Here is an 18,998-nt window from a genome sequence, read left to right on the forward strand (position 1 = left end):
TTTCGATTTTGCGCACAAAAAAGCCTCTTAAAAAAGAGGCTGTATTTTTTAAATATCTTCGTTGTCACCTTCGTCGAAATCATCGTTGAAGTCTTCTTCTTCATCATCGAAATCGTCTTCATCTTCATCGGCAAAACTACTTGCATTAAATTCGTCTTCAAAACTTCCAAACTCATCATCCATCAAAGGCATTACCGAATTTTTACCGTTTTTCTTCGCTGTTTTACTTGGTGCTTTTAAAGGCATATTTCCGAATCTGAACATGGTGATCGGATAATTCACGGCGTGTTTCTCATCCAATTCTTCTACTTTTTCGCAGAAAAATTCCCAGAGATCCATAAAGCCATATTGAAAATGAAGTTTTGCACCTTCTTCCTCAAAAGCTTCCATCAAATAAACGTCGCTCATGATCTCGCCATCGCCATCATCGCTCATGTCTTCTAAAGGAACAGTTTTTACAATAACGCCGTCTTTATCTAATATATTAAAAACGGACAAATCATCGCCCATAAGACTAAATGCGCTCTTTATTCCCAAGTGCAGATTCCAGAGTGTTTGCTTTTCTCTGATCTCGATGTCTCGAAAAACATCATCTTTGGTGTCTAAAATTACACGGACCTTATAAATCATCTTTCCTTTAAATTTTGTGATTACTCTGTTTAGATTTATTTTCGGGTACAAATATAAAACAATTGCATTTTGACAAAAAAAATATGAGACCTTATTTATTAAAAAGTTTTGCTTACATTTTGCCGTTTTCTAAATGCTTTTTTCCAGTAAAAAACTGAATTGAGTTCCCTCCAAATATACACTTTGTACAGAAATATTCTCCCCATGTGCTTCGAGAATGTGTTTTACAATTGCCAAACCTAATCCAGAACCGCCATCTGCTCTATTCCTGCTCGTTTCTACGCGGTAAAATCTTTCAAAAATCCGCGGTAAAAGTTCAGGTTTGATTCCCATTCCGTTGTCTTTTACTTCGACCAGAACTTTATTTTTTAAGATATTGGTATGGATGGTAATTTGCGCTTTATTTCGATTGGCGTAATGAATAGCGTTTGAAATTAGATTGATGAGAACCTGCGCGATCTTGTGTTTATCGGCTTTCACCATTATTTGTGGAGAAGAAGTTTGAAGCTGAACTTTGGAATCTTTTCTTTGAGCCTCCAAATCGAGAAGGTCTATAATTTCTCTGACTAAAGCATTGATGTCGAAAGTAGTAATGTTTAAAGTAATTTCGCCCGATTCATACTGATTGATCATATCGAGATCTTTCACGATCGTAAGTAATCTTTCAACAGATTTATCGATTCGATCCAGATATTTATCGCGAATTGCAAGATTTTCTACGCCTCCATCAATTAAAGTTTCTACATAACCCTGAATGGAAAAAAGCGGCGTTTTGAGTTCATGAGAAACGTTGCCGATATATTCTTTCCGATAGATCTCCATTTCTTTCATGGTATCCAGTTCGGTCGCATTTTTCTGGCTGAATTGCGAAACTCTTTCTCCAAGTTCCTGAAAATTTAATTCATTATCGTCTTCTGTGCTGAATTCATCAGGCAAAATCGTAGAAATTCTGCGGATTTGTTTTTTACCGTAAACATTGAAAAGAGAATCGAGAATGATATAATTGAGAACAAAAATTAACACCACGCAACAGATGAATACGAGATAAAAAGTACGTTGATCATGAACAATAATATCTTTCGTATAATCGAAGATCAGCGCAATAAGAGACATTGCAACCGTGAGAAAAATCGAAGCCAGTAACGTTAATTTATGAAACCTCATCTCACAAATTTACACAACTAATTTGTAACCGATCCCTTTGAGCGTTTGAATGGTATTGATCCCTAATTTTTCGCGCAGTCTTCGAATGTGAACATCAATTGTTCTTTCACCCACGATGACGTCATTTCCCCAAACTTTTTCGAGAATTTCGTCGCGTTTGAAAACTTTATCGGTATTTGAAGCCAATAAATAAAGCAAATCGAATTCTTTTTTCGGAAGCATGAATAATTGTCCAGCTTTTGAAACTCTGAAAATATCTTTGTCGATAATTAAATCACCGATTTCTATATTTTTTGAAGAATCGGAAACCTGCGAAGTCAATTGCAGAAGCGCATTCACTTTAGAGATCAAAACTTTAGGCTTAATGATTTTCACGATGTAATCATTCGCACCGGCCTGAAAACCAGCAAGCTGAGAAAATTCTTCGCTGCGTGCGGAAAGAAAAACGATCAGCGTTTTCTGTAACTCTTTAATTTTTCTTAGATCCTGACAAGTTTCAATACCATCTTTTTCGGGCATCATCACATCTAAAAGAATCAAATCAGGAATGATCTGTTTTGCTTTTTCTATGCCTTCATTCCCATTGGAAGCGGTGAAAACTTCGTAGCCTTCTTTCTCCAGATTATAGGAAAGAATCTCCAAAATATCTTGTTCATCATCAATTAAGAGAATTTTTTTCTGTTTCATTTTTACTTTTTAACCTCTCAAAATTAATCAAATTTAATATTGGAAAACGAGGCTTTTTAAATGTTCATAAATAATTAACACAGACCCTGATCTGTTAAAAATTTCTTAAAGTAAAGTTAAAGCTATGGCAACACCGAATCATAGTCGTATTCATTCCTTTGCAGAGAAAATAAACGAAAATAATGAATCACAAAATTCGGAAAGCCACCCTATTCTTTACTTTATTCGCAAGCGGATTTATCTACGCTCAATCTCATATCTTAGAAGGAAGAGTTCTCGATGAAAATGATAATTCGCCGTTGCAAGGTGTAAAAATTAAAGTAAACAACACAGAATATGTAACTGACTTATCTGGATATTACTCCATTACTTTAGATGCAAATAAAAGCTACACACTTGTTGTAAGTTCAAATGGTTATCAGAGTAAAGAAATTGGTGATGTGACCATGAAACCTGAAGAAAATACCCATTTGGATATTATTTTAGGAAGAGCCAGTCGTGAAAAAGAAATTGAAGGCGTTATTATAAAATCGAGTGCAAAAAAAGAAACGATCGCTTCTACCATTGGTTTACAAAAAAATGCTGGCGTTGTTTCCCAGGTTATCGGTGTTGAAGCCATTAAAAGAAGTCCGGATAAAAATACGGGTGAAGTTCTGAAAAGAGTTTCCGGAGTAAGTTTGGTCGATGGAAAATATATCGTCGTAAGAGGTTTATCAGATCGTTACAATCAAGCAATGCTGAACGGAATTCAACTTTCGAGCACAGAACCGGATCGAAAAACATTTTCTTTCGATTTATTTCCTGCAAGTGTTATCGAAACTTTGGTCATCAACAAAACATTTATCCCCGAATATACCGGTGAATGGGGAGGTGGATTGATTCAGGTGAATACGAAAGACATTCCGAGTAAGAAATTTTTTAATGCTCAAATCGGCGTTGGTGGAAATACGATCACAACGAATCACGAATTTTTAACGAATAAAGGTGGAAAACTTGATTTCCTAGGAATTGATGATGGTTACAGAAATTTACCAGCAGGTTTCCCCGCAAAAAATCAGTTCAATATTTTGACTCAAGATCAAAAAACAGATTTCGGTAAAAAATATGTGAAGAATTTTGGATACGGAACAATTGGTTATCCTGAAAATTTAAGCTTACAGTTGGATGGCGGATTTAACACCAAAGTTTTCGGTAAAGATTTGGGCGTGATTGCAGTTTTAAATTACAGCAACAATAAAAGAAGAACCGAAACGAAGAATAGATTCTTCACCATCAATGATCTGAATGCAGATGTCAATTTCGATTACAAAACAGAAAAATATAGCAATGACGTCATCTTAGGCGGATTATTGAATTTATCTTTTAAATTTAATGACAAGAATAAAATTTCCCTCAAAAACATTATCACGAATACAGGAATCAACAGCGTTTCAATGAGAACTGGAAAAGATTTTGAATTCGATCCGGTGAATGGAACCAATATTAAGGCAAGAGAATTAAGCTTTAAAGAAACCATTTTTTATAATTCTACTTTGACCGGAAATCACAAATTAGATCTTTTGGGTGGTTTGAATTTCAACTGGTACGGAAGTTTTGGAATTTTAGATCAATATGTTCCACAACTGCAGAGACTTCAGTATAATGAATATCCGAATTTAACGGGAAGTCCGTATATCGCACTAGTTTCAAGTGGATTATCGCAGAAATCAGGAAGTTTCTTCTACTCTACATTAAATGATTATTTATACAACGCAGGTGGCGATCTATCGAAAACATTTGATCTATTCTCTCAAAAACAAACCATTAAAGGCGGATATTTATTTCAGGTAAAAGACAGAATTTATAATTCCAGACCTTTCTCCGCGCAGATGAACGGTTTTAACCAAAGTATTTTAACGCAATCTTTCGAAACGATTTTCAATCCTGAAAATTTCGGTCCAAATTCAGGTCAATTTTCTTTCAATGAAATCTCAGGAAACCAATACCGATACATTGCAAACACTATTTTAAATGCAGGTTACATTCAATTCGACAATAATTTCACTTCCTGGTTAAGAGCAATTTGGGGTTTGAGAGTTGAAAATTTCAATCAGTTGGTTGGAAGTACGAAGATGAGCGATAACCGATACGTGAATTCAGAAGTTACCGATTTCATGCCGGCTGCAAACTTTACGATCAAATTAAATAATAAGATGAATCTTCGTCTTGCGGGATCTCAAACCGTGGTTCGTCCGGAATTTAGAGAACTTTCGCCTGTTGCTTATTATGATTTTGATCTGGGAGCAACCGTTGTTGGAAATAAAGAGTTGCAACGCACTAAAATTACGAGTGCCGATATTCGCTGGGAATTTTACCCAAGAAATGGAGAATTAATTTCACTCGCAGGTTTCTACAAAAACTTTAAAAATCCGATCGAATTATACTTCAATCAATCCGGTGCGGGAACGAGTAATACTTTTAATTTCCTGAATGCTCAAAAAGCAAATGCTTATGGTCTTGAAGTAGAATTACGTAAAAAACTCGATTTTATTTCAGCTTTGAAAAACTTCACATTTGGTGGGAATCTAGCCTTGATCGATAACAAAGTGACCGACGAAGCAACGCAAACCAATCGCCCAATGCAGGGACAATCTCCTTACACCGTAAACTTCACCCTTCAATATGATGGGGAGAAATCAGGTCTTTCTTCAACCTTACTATTCAATATGATCGGCAGAAGAATTCAGTACGTTGGGAATGATCAAATTCCTCCGATCTGGGAAGCGCCGCGACCTTTGTTAGATTTTCAAATTGCTCAGAAAATCTGGAACAAGAAAGGAGAAATCAAGTTAAATGTTTCTGATATTTTAAATCAGACCGCAAAATATTACCACGATTTAAACAACAATAAAAAATATGATCGTGCAGATGCTTTAGCAATAGAAAGAACAACGGGAACCAATATCAGCTTAACAATTGGTTACAACTTTTAATACAAAACAATAAATAAATACCTAGTAAAATGAAATTAAAACATGCTTTTTTGTACCTCTTAACAGGGAGTTTAGCACTTGCATCTTCGTGCAGACAGATTGAAAAAGATGGAGACATCATTAATTCCGGACCTGGAAATAACACCGGCGGAAACACAGAAAATTTAATATTATCCGGAAAAATCTCTTCCAGTATTACTTTAAAAGCCAACAATATCTACAAATTGAGAGGTTTGGTTTATGTAACGAACGGCGCAACTTTAACCATCGAACCGGGCACGAAAATCGTTGGGGAAGCCGATAAAAACGGTGGTTTGATCATTACAAGAGGATCAAAAATCATGGCGCAGGGAACGGCAACGAATCCGATTATTTTTACCTCAGAAAAACCAAGTCCGAAACGGGGCGACTGGGCTGGAATCATTCTTTTAGGAGCTGCACCAACCAATGCTTCATTTAATGGAAAAGCTGGAGTTGGCGAAATTGAAGGCGGCGTAAATGATGCCGACGGAAGCGGACTTTATGGTGGAACTAATGTGAGCGACAACAGTGGCGTTTTGAAATACGTAAGAATTGAGTACGCAGGTTACGCTTTTTTACCGGACAAAGAAATCAACGGACTTACCTTCGGTGGCGTTGGTAACGGAACAACGATCGATTATGTTCAGGTTGCGTATGCAAACGATGACAGTTTCGAATGGTTTGGTGGAACCGTAAATTGTACCCACCTCATCGCTTACAAAGGTTTAGATGATGATTTCGATACTGATAACGGATATTCAGGAAAAGTACAGTTTGCGATTGGAGTTAGAGATCCTTTGGTAGCCGACGTTTCCGGATCGAATGCTTTTGAATCTGACAATGATGCAAATGGTTCATCGTTACTTCCACAAACTTCTGCGATCTTTTCTAATGTTACGATCATTGGTCCAATTCAATCTTCGGCAAGTGGTACGAATGCAACAGGAATTAATTCTTTGTTTCAAAATGCTTTGCAAATCAGAAGAAATTCTTCGATCTCAGTTTTCAATTCGGCGTTTGTTGGTTATCCAGTTGGCTTATTTATCGATGCCTCAAAAGGAACTGCTACCGATAATAATATTGGAACAGGAAAATTAGTTTTTCAGAATAACGTGATCACCGGCTGTACGACAAACTTCAAATATGCAGCTTCCGGAAGTGCTCCTACAGGTTGGTCTACAACAAATGTTCAGGATTGGTTTAATCTTCCTGCCAATGGGAACTCTGCTTTAGCATTTTCTTCGGACATGAAACTTGCAGGAGCTTATGCACCCTCAGGAACGACGCCAAATTTTTCCCCAGCTTCAGGGTCACCTTTGTTGACCGGCGGTTTATTTACAAATCCACTTCTAGCCGGTTTTACACCAGTTACTTACAGAGGAGCTGTGAAAGATTCCAATGACTTCTGGTACGCAGGCTGGACCAATTTTAACTTATAATCTTCAAATATCTTATTAAATTTTTCATTAAAAAGAGACTGTCAATTTTGGCAGTCTCTTTTTATTTATCGCATTTTTAAATTCACTTGAAAAAATTCACTCTTTAGAAATTCACTTTTAGAAATTGACCTAAAAGATATTTATTCCTCCGAAGACCCTTCGTCCTCATCCTCATATTGCACCAAGAAATAAGCAAAAGTAAAATCTTCCAATTCCTCTTCTGCATCTTCTAACGTAACGAGCAAATCTTCGAAAGTTTCTAATTGTTCAACGTTCATATTTACAAATTCCATGTGAAGTGGCATTTCTACAAATCCGGTTAAGGAATCGTAAAGTGCATCTAAATTATCACCGAAAGTTTCGGGAAGTTTTAGTTTTTCTTTGAGTTGAGCGTAGAAATCTTCGTAATCTCCGAGATCTGTAAAGTCGATATATACTGTTTTCATGTTTGGATGTTGGATGTTTGGTGTTTGGTGTCGGATGCCCTTAATTTATATTTTAAAAAAGTTCAGCAAAAATTAACTTGGTTCTTTTTCCTTTTTCCTTTGCTCTTCTATTACTGTTTTTGAAATGATTTGTAATGATCTTTGGTAAGAAAAACATCACCATTTTCTGTAAAGACAATTCGGTCTGCATTTCGGTTTCCACAGTTGTAATTAACGTCGGCTTCATAATACTGCTCATTTCCCGGAAGATTTTTTTCCCGATTGCTAAAGCGGTCTCCACCAATTGCTTTTCCGGGCAAAACGTCGCACAAATTTCCTTTCGATGGAACCCAGCCACTTTTCTTCGCCTCAGATTTGGTCACATAGTAATCTGGAAGACGGCGCGTCGCTTTCACATAATTGATCACTTTTTTTTCATTCGTCAGTTCGTCGATGCCCTCTGTATTTTTGGAAGGAGAAGCATTAACATCTACGGAATTGCCTTTATTATCTTTGTTGTTGGACGCGACTTCTGTATTTGAGGAAGCATCATTTTTCTTTTCAAGTCGATAATTCTGAAAAAAATACATTACAAGAAAAGCCGTGAGCAATCCGATGATAAAAAAAAGTCCGAGTTTGATATTCTGTCTGTTCATAATTTCAATTTGAAAATGGGTTTATGTGCTGATTTGAATGAGATATTTGAAATTGAAAAATAAACAATCACAAATTCTCAAATTAATGAATTCTCAAATTTTCAAATTAATTTCGCCATTCTTCCGGGATATCGCAAACCGGGATCGGTTGAATTTTATGTTGAGCTGCTTTATTCATCCGACTGAAAATTTTAAAAACCTCCAAATCACGTCCTGAATAATCGCTTTCTGTTTTAGTTCCCCACTCTTTTTGAATTTTCTCAAGTTCCGGATAAGTTGCACCGATCTGCTGTTCATCGGTTCTGGCTTCGTCCCACAATCCATCTGCTGGAATTGCGTTTTGAATAGATTCTACGAGATCTAATGATTTTGCCAAAGCATAAACTTCGGTTTTATACAAGTCTGCAATTGGGGAAACATCTACTCCGCCATCGCCATATTTGGTGAAAAATCCTACACCAAAATCTTCTACTTTATTTCCGGTTCCCCCAACCAAAAGTCCGTTGATCTGGCCGTAATAATATAAAGTCAGCATTCTTAATCTCGCACGTGTATTTGCAAAAGCCAATTTTTCCGCAGGAAATTCTTCATCCTTAACATCGAAGGTTTTGTACAATTCTTCAAAAGCCGGACTTAAATTAACCGAAATCGCTTCTACATTTGAAAAACGTTCTTTTAAATGTTCCATGTGTTCCCAAGCTCGGTTTACTTCATCTGCGTTCTGGCGAATTGGCATTTCAATTAAAAGTGTTTTTAATCCTGTCATCGCGCATAGTGTGGAAACCACGGCAGAATCTACTCCACCCGAAACACCCACAACGTAACCTTTTACATTGGCTTTTACCGCGTAATCTTTAAGCCAGGAAACTATTCTTTCTGTTATTTTTTCTGTTTGCATGAGATATAAATGGTTTTTAAAGCTTTCAGGATTTAAATTATGTGAATCCTTAAAATTGCTTATTTTTGCAGTTCTTAAATCTGATGTAAAAATAATGAAGTTTTTTAAATATTTACTCGTTTCAAGCGTTTTCGTTTTCGGAGTTTTTTCCTGTAAAAAAGATCCGAAAAATCAATGGAAAGTTGAAATCACAAATCCCGCACAAAAAGTAGAGGCTGTTGATATTTCTAAGGAATTTTATTCCGCGAATGTTCCTTTAGAAGATTTCAAAAAAAAATATCCCTGGTTTCAAGGAACTGTTCCCGATGAAGATTTCGCAGGAAGAAGAGCAGATCCTGATGAAGCCAAAGTTTACAAAGAAGCCATTTCTAAAATCGATATTGCAAAACTGAATACGGAACTCACCGATCTGTTTTCGCACGTGAAATATTATTTTCCTCAATTTAAAGATCCGAAAGTTTTTCTTTATTCATCGGCACTTCAAGGCGTGATGGAACCGGTTTTTTATCAAACAAAGGAAAATATGGTTTTTATAGATATTACGGGTTTTATGGGAGAAAATAATCCCAATTATAAAGGTTTGGAGCAGTATTTTCAAACTTCGATGAATCCGCAGAATATTGTTCCGAAAGTTTCTGAAATACTGGCTGAAAATTTTGTAGCACCGAATACCGATCATCAGAAATTTATCGATGAATTGATCTATAACGGTAAAATTATGACGTTGCAAGATGCTTTTCTGCCGAATTTTCCGGACTATTTAAAAATGGATTATACTCAGAAACAATATGAATGGGCAAAAGAAAATGAGGTGAACATCTGGAATTTCTTTGTAGAAAATAACTTGGTTTTCAGTGATGACATTCGGTTGAATGATCGGTTCATTAAACCTGGACCGTTTTCAAAATTTTACACAGAAATTGATAATGAATCTTCGCCACAAGTTGGAATTTATATCGGATGGCAGATCTGTAAAAAGTTCTTTAAAGAAAAACCTGAGGCAAAACTCACCGATTTTTTAAAGTTGAGCGCTCAGGAAATCTTTAATCAAAGCCATTACAAACCTAAAAATTAATTTTAAAAACTAAATCTGGTTAAGCATAACACTTTCCAGCCCGACTTGAACGGAGCTCTTCGACAGGCTCAGGATAAATTAAGGCGAAAAAAGCTGGCCAAAAAAAATAAAAATAATATGAAAAAGACTCAAATTACGATAGACATTGAACTGGATGAAAACAATGTTCCCGAAAAAATGACCTGGAATGCCGAAGATGGTGGCGTAGAAAAAGAAGAAACCAAAGCAACCATGATTTCCGTGTGGGATGATAAAAAAAAGGAAGCGTTGAGAATTGACCTCTGGACGAAAGATATGCCGGTTGATCAAATGAAAATGTTTCTTCACCAGATCCTGATTTCTATGGGAAATACTTACGAAAGAGCGACTGGCGAAGAGGATGTCGCATTCTGGCTGGAACAAATGGCAGAGGAATTTGCACAGAAAGCTGCGATTAAAATGTAACTCAGTTTTAAAAAAAAAGATAGTACAAAAAGAAAAACGTCGTTTCCAAATCGGAAACGACGTTTTGTTTAACAAAAAACTAAACTTATTTTTTGATGAACTTATGACTGCTCATTTCACTTCCATTTTGAAGCACCAAGATATAATTTCCTTTTTCTAATTGAGAGAAATTTACTTTGCCATCATTTACAGCACCGGACTTAATCATTCTTCCAGAAAAATCCATCACTTTGTAAGTCATGTTTGTTTCTTTTGAATTAATGGTCATAAAGTCTGTTACAACTGTTGGATAAACCTGAACTTTAGAACGTAGGGAACTGTTTGATGTTGCTAAAGCCTGTTCAAAATCAAGCGTTGGATAGCCATCATTTTTAGAAGCATCAAAATACCAAACTGCCGTTGATCTTCCTGCATTCAAAGAAGTCGCAAGATTTTGAGTTTTCATTTGTTCTGAAGTCCACGCATTAATACCCGTCACTGGAGGTCCCATTAACATTCCGACAGGATCCAAAGGAGCGATGGTAAAATCATAATAAACATTTTGAGCTACGGTCTGCGCAACAAAACCGCCAAAACCGCCGCTGGCAAAAACATTATTTACCGTTCCTGTGGAATAAACATTGGTTGTGATCGCATTACTTTCAGGTCCACCATAAAAACCGCCTACTCTTTCTAAAGCAGCGTAAACATTTGAACGTGTGTAAGAATCTGAAATTTCGTTATTTCTGTTTGGTCCAAACGCCATGGTGCTATAACCTGCGAAACCACCGATAATATATTGTCCTGAAACGGTTCCTTTCGCATAAGTTTTTGTGATAGAAGTTTTATCCCAAACCGTTCCAACAATCCCACCAACTTGGTTTACACCGCTCACATCACCTTCCGCAGAAGAATTACTGATGCTGGAATTGGTTAGAAGACCACCAACTAAACCACCAATATTAAAATCGGTTCCGGAAATATTTACGTTTTTTGCGTGGCAGTTATTCATTGTACTGTTGGTGGATAGATTCCCCACAATACTTCCAACGGTGTCGTGTCCGGAAACGGTAACATTTTCTGCTGTAAGATTATCGATTTTTCCATTAAACATTTGACCTACAAATCCAACGAAATCTCCTGCCGGAAGATTGATCTGAACATTCAGAATTTTCTTGTTATTTCCTTTAATAATTCCAGAGAAAGGAAACTGATAGCCTTTTCCGATCGGCATCCAAAGGTGCGCACCAAAATCCATATCATTTCCGAAAATCACGGTCTTACCTGCAAATGAGTTTCCTGCATTTACAATTTTCGCAAGTCCTGCAACTTGAGCAGGTATTGTAAGGGTAAATTCTGTATCAGTTGCATTGTACCAACTTTCATCTGCATTATCCTGCCATGAAGTAGTAGGAGCTTTTAGAAAAAATGCTGCGTTAGACGGAGCAACAGATCTTAAGAAGGTTACTTTTTCCCCCTCGTTCGGAGCTTTAATTAACTGGGCAGAAACGCCATGACCTGAAGCGGCAAAAAGCGCTAAAAGGATAATTCTTTTTTTCATAAAACTTTTTTAAATTAGATGCATAAATACAAACTTTTGATACTTTTTACACAGCAAAAACATTTAAAAGCTTTTGAAATTCGTGAATTTTGCAAAAACAAAAATTGAAAATCGCCTATTTAAGGCCTTTTCAGATTTTAAGAAAGAATAAGCTTTCGTATCTTTGTCCTTTATAAATAAATCTAATTTTCACAATAATGAATTTTAATACCAAAGTAATTCACGGTGGGCAACACCACGAATCAGCAACAGGATCTGTAAATGTTCCTGTATTTTTAACTTCCACATTCGCACAGAAATCTCCGGGAATTCATTCCGGATATGAATATTCCAGAGCAGCAAATCCGACAAGACAAGCTTTGGAAGATAGTTTAGCCTCCATCGAAAATGGAGCAAGAGGTTTGGCTTTCGGTTCTGGTTTGGCAGCGATCGACTGTGTTTTAAAATTATTAAATCCAGGTGATGAAGTTGTTGCAGTTGATGATCTGTACGGCGGAACTTACAGAATGTTCACCAGATTATTTGAAAAATATCAGTTGAAATTTACGTTTGTGAGTTTTGATGATGTTTCAAAAATTTCAGACGTGATCACTGACAAAACAAAGTTGATCTGGCTGGAAACTCCGACCAATCCTTTGATGAAACTGGTTGATATCAAAGCAGTCACCGATTTGGTAAAAGGAAAAGATATTATGGTTGCGGTAGATAATACTTTCGCATCTCCTTATATTCAGCGTCCAATTGATTTGGGAGCAGATATTGTGATGCATTCAGCGACGAAATATTTAGGCGGACATTCCGATGTTATTGCCGGAGCTTTAGTTGCAAATACTGCAGAATTAGGAGAAAAATTACACTTCATCCAGTTTGCAAGCGGCGGAATTTTAGGACCTCACGATTCTTATTTGGTTTTAAGAGGAATTAAAACTTTGGCTTTAAGAATGCAGCGACATTCTCAAAATGGTTTAGAAGTAGCGAAATATTTAGAAAGTCATCCTGCAATCGATAAAGTTTTTTATCCGGGATTAAAATCTCATCCACAATACGAATTGGCTCAAAAACAAATGAGAGAACCGGGCGGAATGGTTTCTTTCACCTTTAAATCTGGAAAAAAAGAAGATGCCATCAAGTTTTTAGAAAAATTAAAAGTGTTCACTTTAGCTGAATCTTTGGGCGGCGTAGAATCTTTGGCGAATCATCCAGCTTTGATGACACACGCATCTATTCCTGCAGAAAAACGTGCAGAATTAGGAATTACCGATGATTTGGTAAGACTAAGTGTTGGGATTGAAGACCAGGAAGATTTGATCGCAGATTTAGAAAAAGCGTTCGGTTAATCAAAAAATACTTTAAAATAATAACCTTCAAGTTTCGAAAAGCTTGAAGGTTTTTTTATACTTTTGAATATGACAGAATTTCAAAAATATATTCAAAGATATCTCGATCTTATTCCGAGTGCGAATTGGTTGGATGAATTGAAAAATTCGGGAGAAAAAACGCTGAAAACTTATACAAATCTTTCAGAAGAACAATCTAATTTCGCTTATGCAGCAGGAAAATGGACGTTGAAAGAATTGCTTCAACATTTGATCGATGCAGAACGAATTTTCATTTATCGTGCCTTAAGATTTTCCAGAAATGACCAAACCGAACTTTCCGGTTGGGATGAAGAATTATACGCGAAAGAATATTTTCTGGATGAAGTTTCTTTGAAAAATTTAATGGAAGAATTTGACTTTTTGAGGAGATCTAATATGTTATTTTTCAGCAATTTAAATAACGAATTCTTTTCCAGAGAAGGTGTTGCAAATGGAAATGAAATTTCTGTGGAAACTTTGGGGAAATTAATTGTTGGTCATAATATTCATCATTTGAATATTATTAAGGAAAGATATTTAATTCATTTAAGGTGATATTCTTTATAAAATCAAATTAAAAAATCAATAGAAACGGGCTTTAGCCCGTTTTTTTATAAAACAATTCCATTGGCTTTAGCCAAAACTTAAAAAAGAATTAATTTTACAACTAATAAAAATAGCAAAAAATGAATTGTCCTTGTTGCTCCGGAAAATCTTACGAAGAATGTTGCAAACCTTTCCACATCGGGGAAAAACACGCTCCAACCTCGGAAGCTTTGATGCGTTCCAGATTTTCTGCATTTGCAATTCCCAATGGAAACTATTTAATGGAAACAACTTTACCAGCAACTCGAAAATTTCACAACAAAGAAGATCTGCAAGAATGGGGCGAAATTAATGAATGGACAAAACTGGAAATCATCCAAAAACCAACTTTAAAACAAGTTGAATTTAAGGCATATTATAAAGATGAAAAAGGAAAAATGCAGCTACACCACGAACTTTCAGATTTTGAAAAAATAGATAATCGATGGTATTACGTTTCCGGTAAATTTTTGGACTAGAATTTAAAACCACAAAAGGCACAAAACCTTTTTTTTAGAAATAGAATTACAAGTTTAAAATTGATTACATCAAAAAACTCATTCATTTGTTGTAAGTAAAACTAGAAATTTTGCTCGTTCTGTTTTTTCTTCCGCAAAACGTAAACGTACAAACTTTCAACTTTCGCTCTCGCCCAATCTGTTTTCCGCAAAAATTTCAAAGATGATTTGATGCTCGGATTATCGGTAAAACATTTGATATTGATTTGCTTTCCCAACTCTTCAAAACCATCGTAATAATCGACCAATTCTTCTAAAATGGTATCGAGGCGCTTTCCGTGAAGTGGATCCATTGCTTTTTCGTACATAATTGGTAAAATTAAGTAATTCGAATGTAAAGCAGAAAAAAATTCCACCGAAAAATTTCGATGGAACAATAAATTATCTTATTTCTGACGCTATTTTTTCTCCAAATAATTCGATGGATTTTGACATCACGTCATTTTCCGGCGCTCCAACATCCATATGACCGATAAATCGGGTAATTCCGAAAATCTCTTTCATGTAATTGATTTTGTCAGCAACTTCATTTGTATTTCCGATGAATAATGCTCCATCTTTTGCTTTTCCGCCTTCATACTGCATTTTGGTGTACGGCGACCAACCTCTTGTTGCACCGATTCGATCCATTTGAGATTTATAATTATGAAAATAGCCTTCGATCACATTTTGATCGTCGCTTACAAAAGTATGAGAATGAATTGCGATCTGCATTTCTGCTTCGTTGTGACCGGCTGCAAGATATTCCTGTTTATAGAAATCGATTAAACTTTTGAACTGAATTGGCATTCCACCAATAATTGCAACAACTAAAGGCATTCCTAATTTTGCAGCACTTAAAACAGATTGTGGCGTTCCACCAACTGCCCTCCAAATTGGAAGTTTTCGATTATTTTTTGCTCTAGGATAAACAGTTTGATTGTCCATTGACGCACGGAGTTTTCCTTTCCAGGAAACGTTTTCTTCTGAATTTATTTTCAGCAATAAATCTAATTTCTCCTCAAAAAGCTGTTCGTAATCATTCAAAGAATATCCATACAAAGGAAAAGATTCGATAAAACTTCCACGACCGACGAAAATCTCGGCTCTTCCGTCGGAAATTAAATCTAAAGTAGCAAAATCCTCATATACTTTCACCGGTTCTGAGGAACTTAAAACCGTGACGCCACTTGCCAATTTTATATTCTTCGTAATGGTTGCTGCAGCTGCTAAAATCATCTCAGGAGACGAAACCGCATAATCAGCACGGTGATGTTCTCCCATTGCAAAAACATCGATTCCGACCTCATCCATTAATTTGATCTGTTGAATAATTTCACGGATTTTAATTCCTGCGTCTTTGTGTTTTCCTGTAGTTTGGTCGAAAGCGAGATCACCAAACATTCCTATTCCTAATTCCATTTTATTACCATTTTTGATAGCGCAAAATTAAGGAAATCGATATTTAAAAGCATTGATCAATGATAAGAACATCTGTTCAAATACTTTCTATTTTTAATTACTTTTGCATGGACAAATTGTCTTTGAAAAATATTTAAACAATTCATGGAAAAAATCATAGAAACATTGCAATCCGGCGGAACTATTCTTTACCCGACCGACACCATTTGGGGAATTGGTTGCGACGCGACAAATGTTGAGGCCATCAACAAAATTTTTGAAATTAAAAAGCGAGATAAAAATAAATCGATGATTATTCTGGTAGAATCAGCGAAACGTTTGCAGGATCTGGTTGAAGTTCCTGAAATGGCGTGGGAAATTATGGATCTGTCAGAAAAACCCGTGACTTTAATTTATGATAATCCGAAAGGTTTGCCAAAAGAAATATTAGCGGAAGACGGCAGCATCGGAATTCGGATGGTCGACGATCTGTTCCTGAAAAAAATAATTACCAAACTGAACAAACCCTTGGTTTCGACCTCAGCAAATTTTAGCGGAGAAAAATCACCGATGAAATTTTCGGATATTTCGCAGGATATTGTTCGAGCAGTAGATTTTGTAGTGGAAGAAAATCATGATAAAGTTTCAGAGTTTTCGGGTTCTTCGGTTATTAGAATTTGGAATGACGGAAGAATTAAAGTGCTGCGGGAGTAACTTTTTAAACCACAAACGGCGTAAATAATTTTGACAAATTTTTCAGACAAATACTTACAGAGATAATATAAATAAGTTAACAAAATATTCAAAGGTGTTAAGTCTTAGATTTTCTTTTTGGACTTTCATACATCACATCTAGAAAATTATTAAAAAAATTCCAGGAAATGTTTCCTGGAATTTTTGTTTTACTGAATCTTAATTCTGTGCGAAACTTGCAGCCCGACCTGAGTGAAGCTCTTTTTAGTTGTTGACTGAGCTTGTCGAAGTCAGCAACTAAAAAAGCGGGAATACTTCGACAAGCTCAGTATTAATTCCAGGCGGAATTGTCTGCCCAAAAAAAATTATTTCTTCAAATATTCGTCAAAATAATCGGTTACTTTTTGCATTAAATGAACGCGGTCTTTTCCTAAAACATTGTGTTCGTGGCCTGGATAAACAAAATAATCCATCTGAACGCCATTGTCAACTGCTGCTTTCACAAATTTGATCGAATGCTGCCAAACTACAACATTATCCTGCGTGCCATGAATCATCAGCAAATGACCTTTTAAATTCTGAACTTTATCTAAAAGATTCGCCTGTTTGTAACCTTCAGGATTTTTTTGCGGCGTGTCCATATATCTTTCGGTGTACATAATTTCGTACAAATTCCAGTCAATTACGGGTCCACCTGCAACGCCTACTTTGAAAACTTCGGGATGTTTGAGCATAAAACTGGTGGTCATAAATCCGCCGAAACTCCAGCCATGAATCCCGAGTTTATCGGCATTTACATAAGGTAAAGATTTTAAATATTCAACACCTTTGAGCTGATCATTCATTTCGACATCTCCCAAATGGCGGAATACGGCCTGTTCAAAATTTAAACCACGGTTTGAAGAACCTCGTCCATCCATGGAAAAAACAATGTACCCTCGTTGCGCCATATATTCGTACCACAAATTGCCGGAAGCCGGGAATGAATTGGTAATCAACTGAGCATGTGGACCATTGTATAAATAAACAATGACGGGATATTTTTTATTAGCGTCAAAATCTGTGGGCAGAATAATTTTTCCGTAAAGCGGCGTTCCATCGTCTGCTTTTAGCGTAATGTTTTTTATTTCTGGTCTTTGATAATTTTTCAAAGGATTTTCCGCCGTCAGAATATTTTTGGATTTATCGGTTGATGTATTAATTATATCAATGACTCTCGGCGTCGTCGCATTGCTGTAAACGTCGTAAAGATGAGTTCCGTCTTTGCTCAAAATTCCGGAATGCATTCCTGGATCGGTATCTAATTTTTTGGTTTGAAAAGTAAGCCAGTTGATTTTATATAAATGCCTTTCCAATGGAGTTTCCTGCGTCGAAACATAGTAAACTTCTTTCTTTTTTTCATTGAAACCGAGGAGATCGGTAACTACGAAATTTCCTTTTGTCAACTGAGAAACCAGCCCTGTTTCTAAATTATAATGGAAAAGATGATTATAACCGGTGCGCTGACTTTGCCAGATAAAATCGGTATTAGAATTCGGAAAAAAAGTAAGTTGATGTTGTGGTTCAACGTATTTTTCAGATTTTTCCTCAAAGATCGTTTTGAGAAGATTTCCAGTAACCGCATCGTATTGATTGAGTTGCATATCATTCTGATCACGGTTTAAAACGCCTACGAAAATCGATTTCGAATCTGGACTCCAGGTCACTGAAGTCAAATACTGTTCTGGATCGCCTTCGATATTCAGGAATATTTTTTTATTCGTTTTAGTATTAAAAACACCTAAAGTCACATGATGAGAAGGCGTTCCCGCCATTGGATATTTAATGTTTTTATTCACTGCAGGAATTACGCTCCAGTCAATAATTGGGTAATCTTTGACCATACTTTGATCCATTCGGTAAAAAGCGATCTGGGAATTATCGGGTGCGATAAAAATTCCTTTCGTGATGCCAAATTCTCTCTGGTGAACGGCTTGTCCGTTGACAATATCTTCGTTTTTATCATCGGTGATCGCAGTGACTTTACCGTTCTTATTGACAAAAAGATTGTTCTTCACGGTATACACAAATCCTTGATTATCACTGAATATTTCGGTATTATCTGCGTCGTCCTGTAACTTGATCCAATCCTTTACGTTCCACTCTTTTCCGCTTTTTTCTATCCAGAAATATTTAGAGTTTTGGGTGAAATACCCTTTGTCTTTATTGATAAAAGTAATTTGAGGAAAAGTTTTTAGAAGATTTTCCCCGGAAAGATTTTTATTTAATTGGTAAAGAGAAACTAAGGTGTCCTGTTTTAAACTTGGAACTTCGGTGATGAGATATCCGTTTTTAGTTCCCTGATAAAATGATTTACTATCATCGCTCCAGGAAAACTGAGCAATATTTTTCACCGCCAAATTGCTTCGAAGTCCATTTACGGATTCGGCAATGGTAAATTTTTGTTGTTGAGCAAAGAAAAAACTTCCTGTAAGCAGGATTAAGTAAGTAAATTTTGAAAATTTCATTTCTTA

Annotated in this window: 18 protein-coding genes; 8 read left to right on the plus strand and 10 right to left on the minus strand. The window is 36.1% G+C overall.

Annotated elements, in window-relative coordinates; translation table 11 throughout:
* Window positions 1–48 precede the first annotated feature (48 nt).
* From IV494_RS07065 to IV494_RS07075, 3 genes are all read right to left on the minus strand, one after another.
* Window positions 49–630: an IS1096 element passenger TnpR family protein gene (locus tag IV494_RS07065; RefSeq protein WP_196079427.1), complete on the minus strand. Its 582-nt coding sequence runs from the start codon at window positions 628–630 to the stop codon at window positions 49–51.
* 129 nt (window positions 631–759) lie between these two features.
* Window positions 760–1,794 carry a sensor histidine kinase gene (locus IV494_RS07070; protein WP_196079428.1) on the minus strand — a complete coding sequence of 345 codons (1,035 nt, stop codon included), beginning with the start codon at window positions 1,792–1,794 and terminating at the stop codon, window positions 760–762.
* Window positions 1,795–1,803: 9 nt separating this feature from the next.
* Window positions 1,804–2,481 (minus strand): response regulator transcription factor, encoded by a 678-nt coding sequence (locus tag IV494_RS07075; protein ID WP_039353546.1) that lies wholly within the window; start codon window positions 2,479–2,481, stop codon window positions 1,804–1,806.
* A 182-nt stretch (window positions 2,482–2,663) separates the two neighbouring features.
* Here IV494_RS07075 and IV494_RS07080 point away from each other — a divergent pair, with 182 nt between their 5' ends.
* Both IV494_RS07080 and IV494_RS07085 read left to right on the plus strand, forming a co-directional pair.
* Window positions 2,664–5,453, plus strand: coding sequence for an outer membrane beta-barrel protein (locus tag IV494_RS07080; RefSeq protein WP_196079429.1), 2,790 nt, complete (start codon window positions 2,664–2,666; stop codon window positions 5,451–5,453).
* 29 nt (window positions 5,454–5,482) lie between these two features.
* Window positions 5,483–6,913, plus strand: a complete 1,431-nt coding sequence (locus tag IV494_RS07085; protein WP_196079430.1) for a hypothetical protein — start codon at window positions 5,483–5,485, stop codon at window positions 6,911–6,913.
* Between the two features lie 140 nt (window positions 6,914–7,053).
* Here IV494_RS07085 and IV494_RS07090 read toward each other — a convergent pair whose 3' ends face one another.
* The 3 genes from IV494_RS07090 to nadE all read right to left on the minus strand — a co-directional run bounded on the left by IV494_RS07090 (window position 7,054) and on the right by nadE (window position 8,892).
* Window positions 7,054–7,359, minus strand: a complete 306-nt coding sequence (locus IV494_RS07090) for a barstar family protein (protein ID WP_196079431.1) — start codon at window positions 7,357–7,359, stop codon at window positions 7,054–7,056.
* Window positions 7,360–7,469: 110 nt separating this feature from the next.
* A complete protein-coding gene (locus IV494_RS07095) occupies window positions 7,470–7,994 on the minus strand; it encodes a ribonuclease domain-containing protein (RefSeq protein WP_196079432.1) in 525 nt (174 codons plus the stop codon).
* A gap of 106 nt (window positions 7,995–8,100) precedes the next feature.
* Window positions 8,101–8,892 carry an NAD(+) synthase gene (gene nadE / locus IV494_RS07100; protein WP_196079433.1) on the minus strand — a complete coding sequence of 264 codons (792 nt, stop codon included), beginning with the start codon at window positions 8,890–8,892 and terminating at the stop codon, window positions 8,101–8,103.
* 94 nt (window positions 8,893–8,986) lie between these two features.
* Here nadE and gldB point away from each other — a divergent pair, with 94 nt between their 5' ends.
* Both gldB and gldC read left to right on the plus strand, forming a co-directional pair.
* Window positions 8,987–9,967 carry a gliding motility lipoprotein GldB gene (gene gldB / locus IV494_RS07105; protein ID WP_196079434.1) on the plus strand — a complete coding sequence of 327 codons (981 nt, stop codon included), beginning with the start codon at window positions 8,987–8,989 and terminating at the stop codon, window positions 9,965–9,967.
* A gap of 117 nt (window positions 9,968–10,084) precedes the next feature.
* The gene (gene gldC, locus IV494_RS07110; RefSeq protein WP_039353668.1) at window positions 10,085–10,411 is read left to right on the plus strand and encodes a gliding motility protein GldC; all 327 of its coding nucleotides are present in this window, start codon (window positions 10,085–10,087) and stop codon (window positions 10,409–10,411) included.
* Window positions 10,412–10,496: 85 nt separating this feature from the next.
* Here the strand turns inward: gldC and IV494_RS07115 are convergent, their stop codons facing one another.
* Complete coding sequence (locus tag IV494_RS07115; protein ID WP_196079435.1) at window positions 10,497–11,951, minus strand: GLUG motif-containing protein; 1,455 nt, start codon at window positions 11,949–11,951, stop codon at window positions 10,497–10,499.
* 197 nt (window positions 11,952–12,148) lie between these two features.
* Here IV494_RS07115 and IV494_RS07120 point away from each other — a divergent pair, with 197 nt between their 5' ends.
* From IV494_RS07120 to IV494_RS07130, 3 genes are all read left to right on the plus strand, one after another.
* Window positions 12,149–13,288, plus strand: coding sequence for a cystathionine gamma-synthase (locus IV494_RS07120; RefSeq protein WP_196079436.1), 1,140 nt, complete (start codon window positions 12,149–12,151; stop codon window positions 13,286–13,288).
* A 69-nt stretch (window positions 13,289–13,357) separates the two neighbouring features.
* Window positions 13,358–13,864 (plus strand): DinB family protein, encoded by a 507-nt coding sequence (locus IV494_RS07125; RefSeq protein WP_196079437.1) that lies wholly within the window; start codon window positions 13,358–13,360, stop codon window positions 13,862–13,864.
* Window positions 13,865–13,995: 131 nt separating this feature from the next.
* Complete coding sequence (locus IV494_RS07130) at window positions 13,996–14,373, plus strand: YchJ family protein (protein WP_196079438.1); 378 nt, start codon at window positions 13,996–13,998, stop codon at window positions 14,371–14,373.
* A 101-nt stretch (window positions 14,374–14,474) separates the two neighbouring features.
* On the opposite strand, the gene IV494_RS07135 is transcribed toward IV494_RS07130, so the two are convergent.
* On the minus strand, window positions 14,475–14,720 hold the full coding sequence (locus IV494_RS07135) for a VF530 family protein (protein WP_196079439.1): 246 nt from the start codon (window positions 14,718–14,720) through the stop codon (window positions 14,475–14,477).
* A 73-nt stretch (window positions 14,721–14,793) separates the two neighbouring features.
* Window positions 14,794–15,813, minus strand: coding sequence for an LLM class flavin-dependent oxidoreductase (locus tag IV494_RS07140; protein ID WP_196079440.1), 1,020 nt, complete (start codon window positions 15,811–15,813; stop codon window positions 14,794–14,796).
* A gap of 144 nt (window positions 15,814–15,957) precedes the next feature.
* Here IV494_RS07140 and IV494_RS07145 point away from each other — a divergent pair, with 144 nt between their 5' ends.
* Window positions 15,958–16,506 carry an L-threonylcarbamoyladenylate synthase gene (locus IV494_RS07145; protein WP_196079441.1) on the plus strand — a complete coding sequence of 183 codons (549 nt, stop codon included), beginning with the start codon at window positions 15,958–15,960 and terminating at the stop codon, window positions 16,504–16,506.
* A gap of 344 nt (window positions 16,507–16,850) precedes the next feature.
* On the opposite strand, the gene IV494_RS07150 is transcribed toward IV494_RS07145, so the two are convergent.
* On the minus strand, window positions 16,851–18,992 hold the full coding sequence (locus tag IV494_RS07150) for a S9 family peptidase (protein ID WP_196079442.1): 2,142 nt from the start codon (window positions 18,990–18,992) through the stop codon (window positions 16,851–16,853).
* Window positions 18,993–18,998: the final 6 nt, after the last annotated feature.

This window comes from Kaistella gelatinilytica (assembly GCF_015679325.1).
GTDB classification, from domain to species: Bacteria; Bacteroidota; Bacteroidia; order Flavobacteriales; family Weeksellaceae; genus Kaistella; species Kaistella gelatinilytica.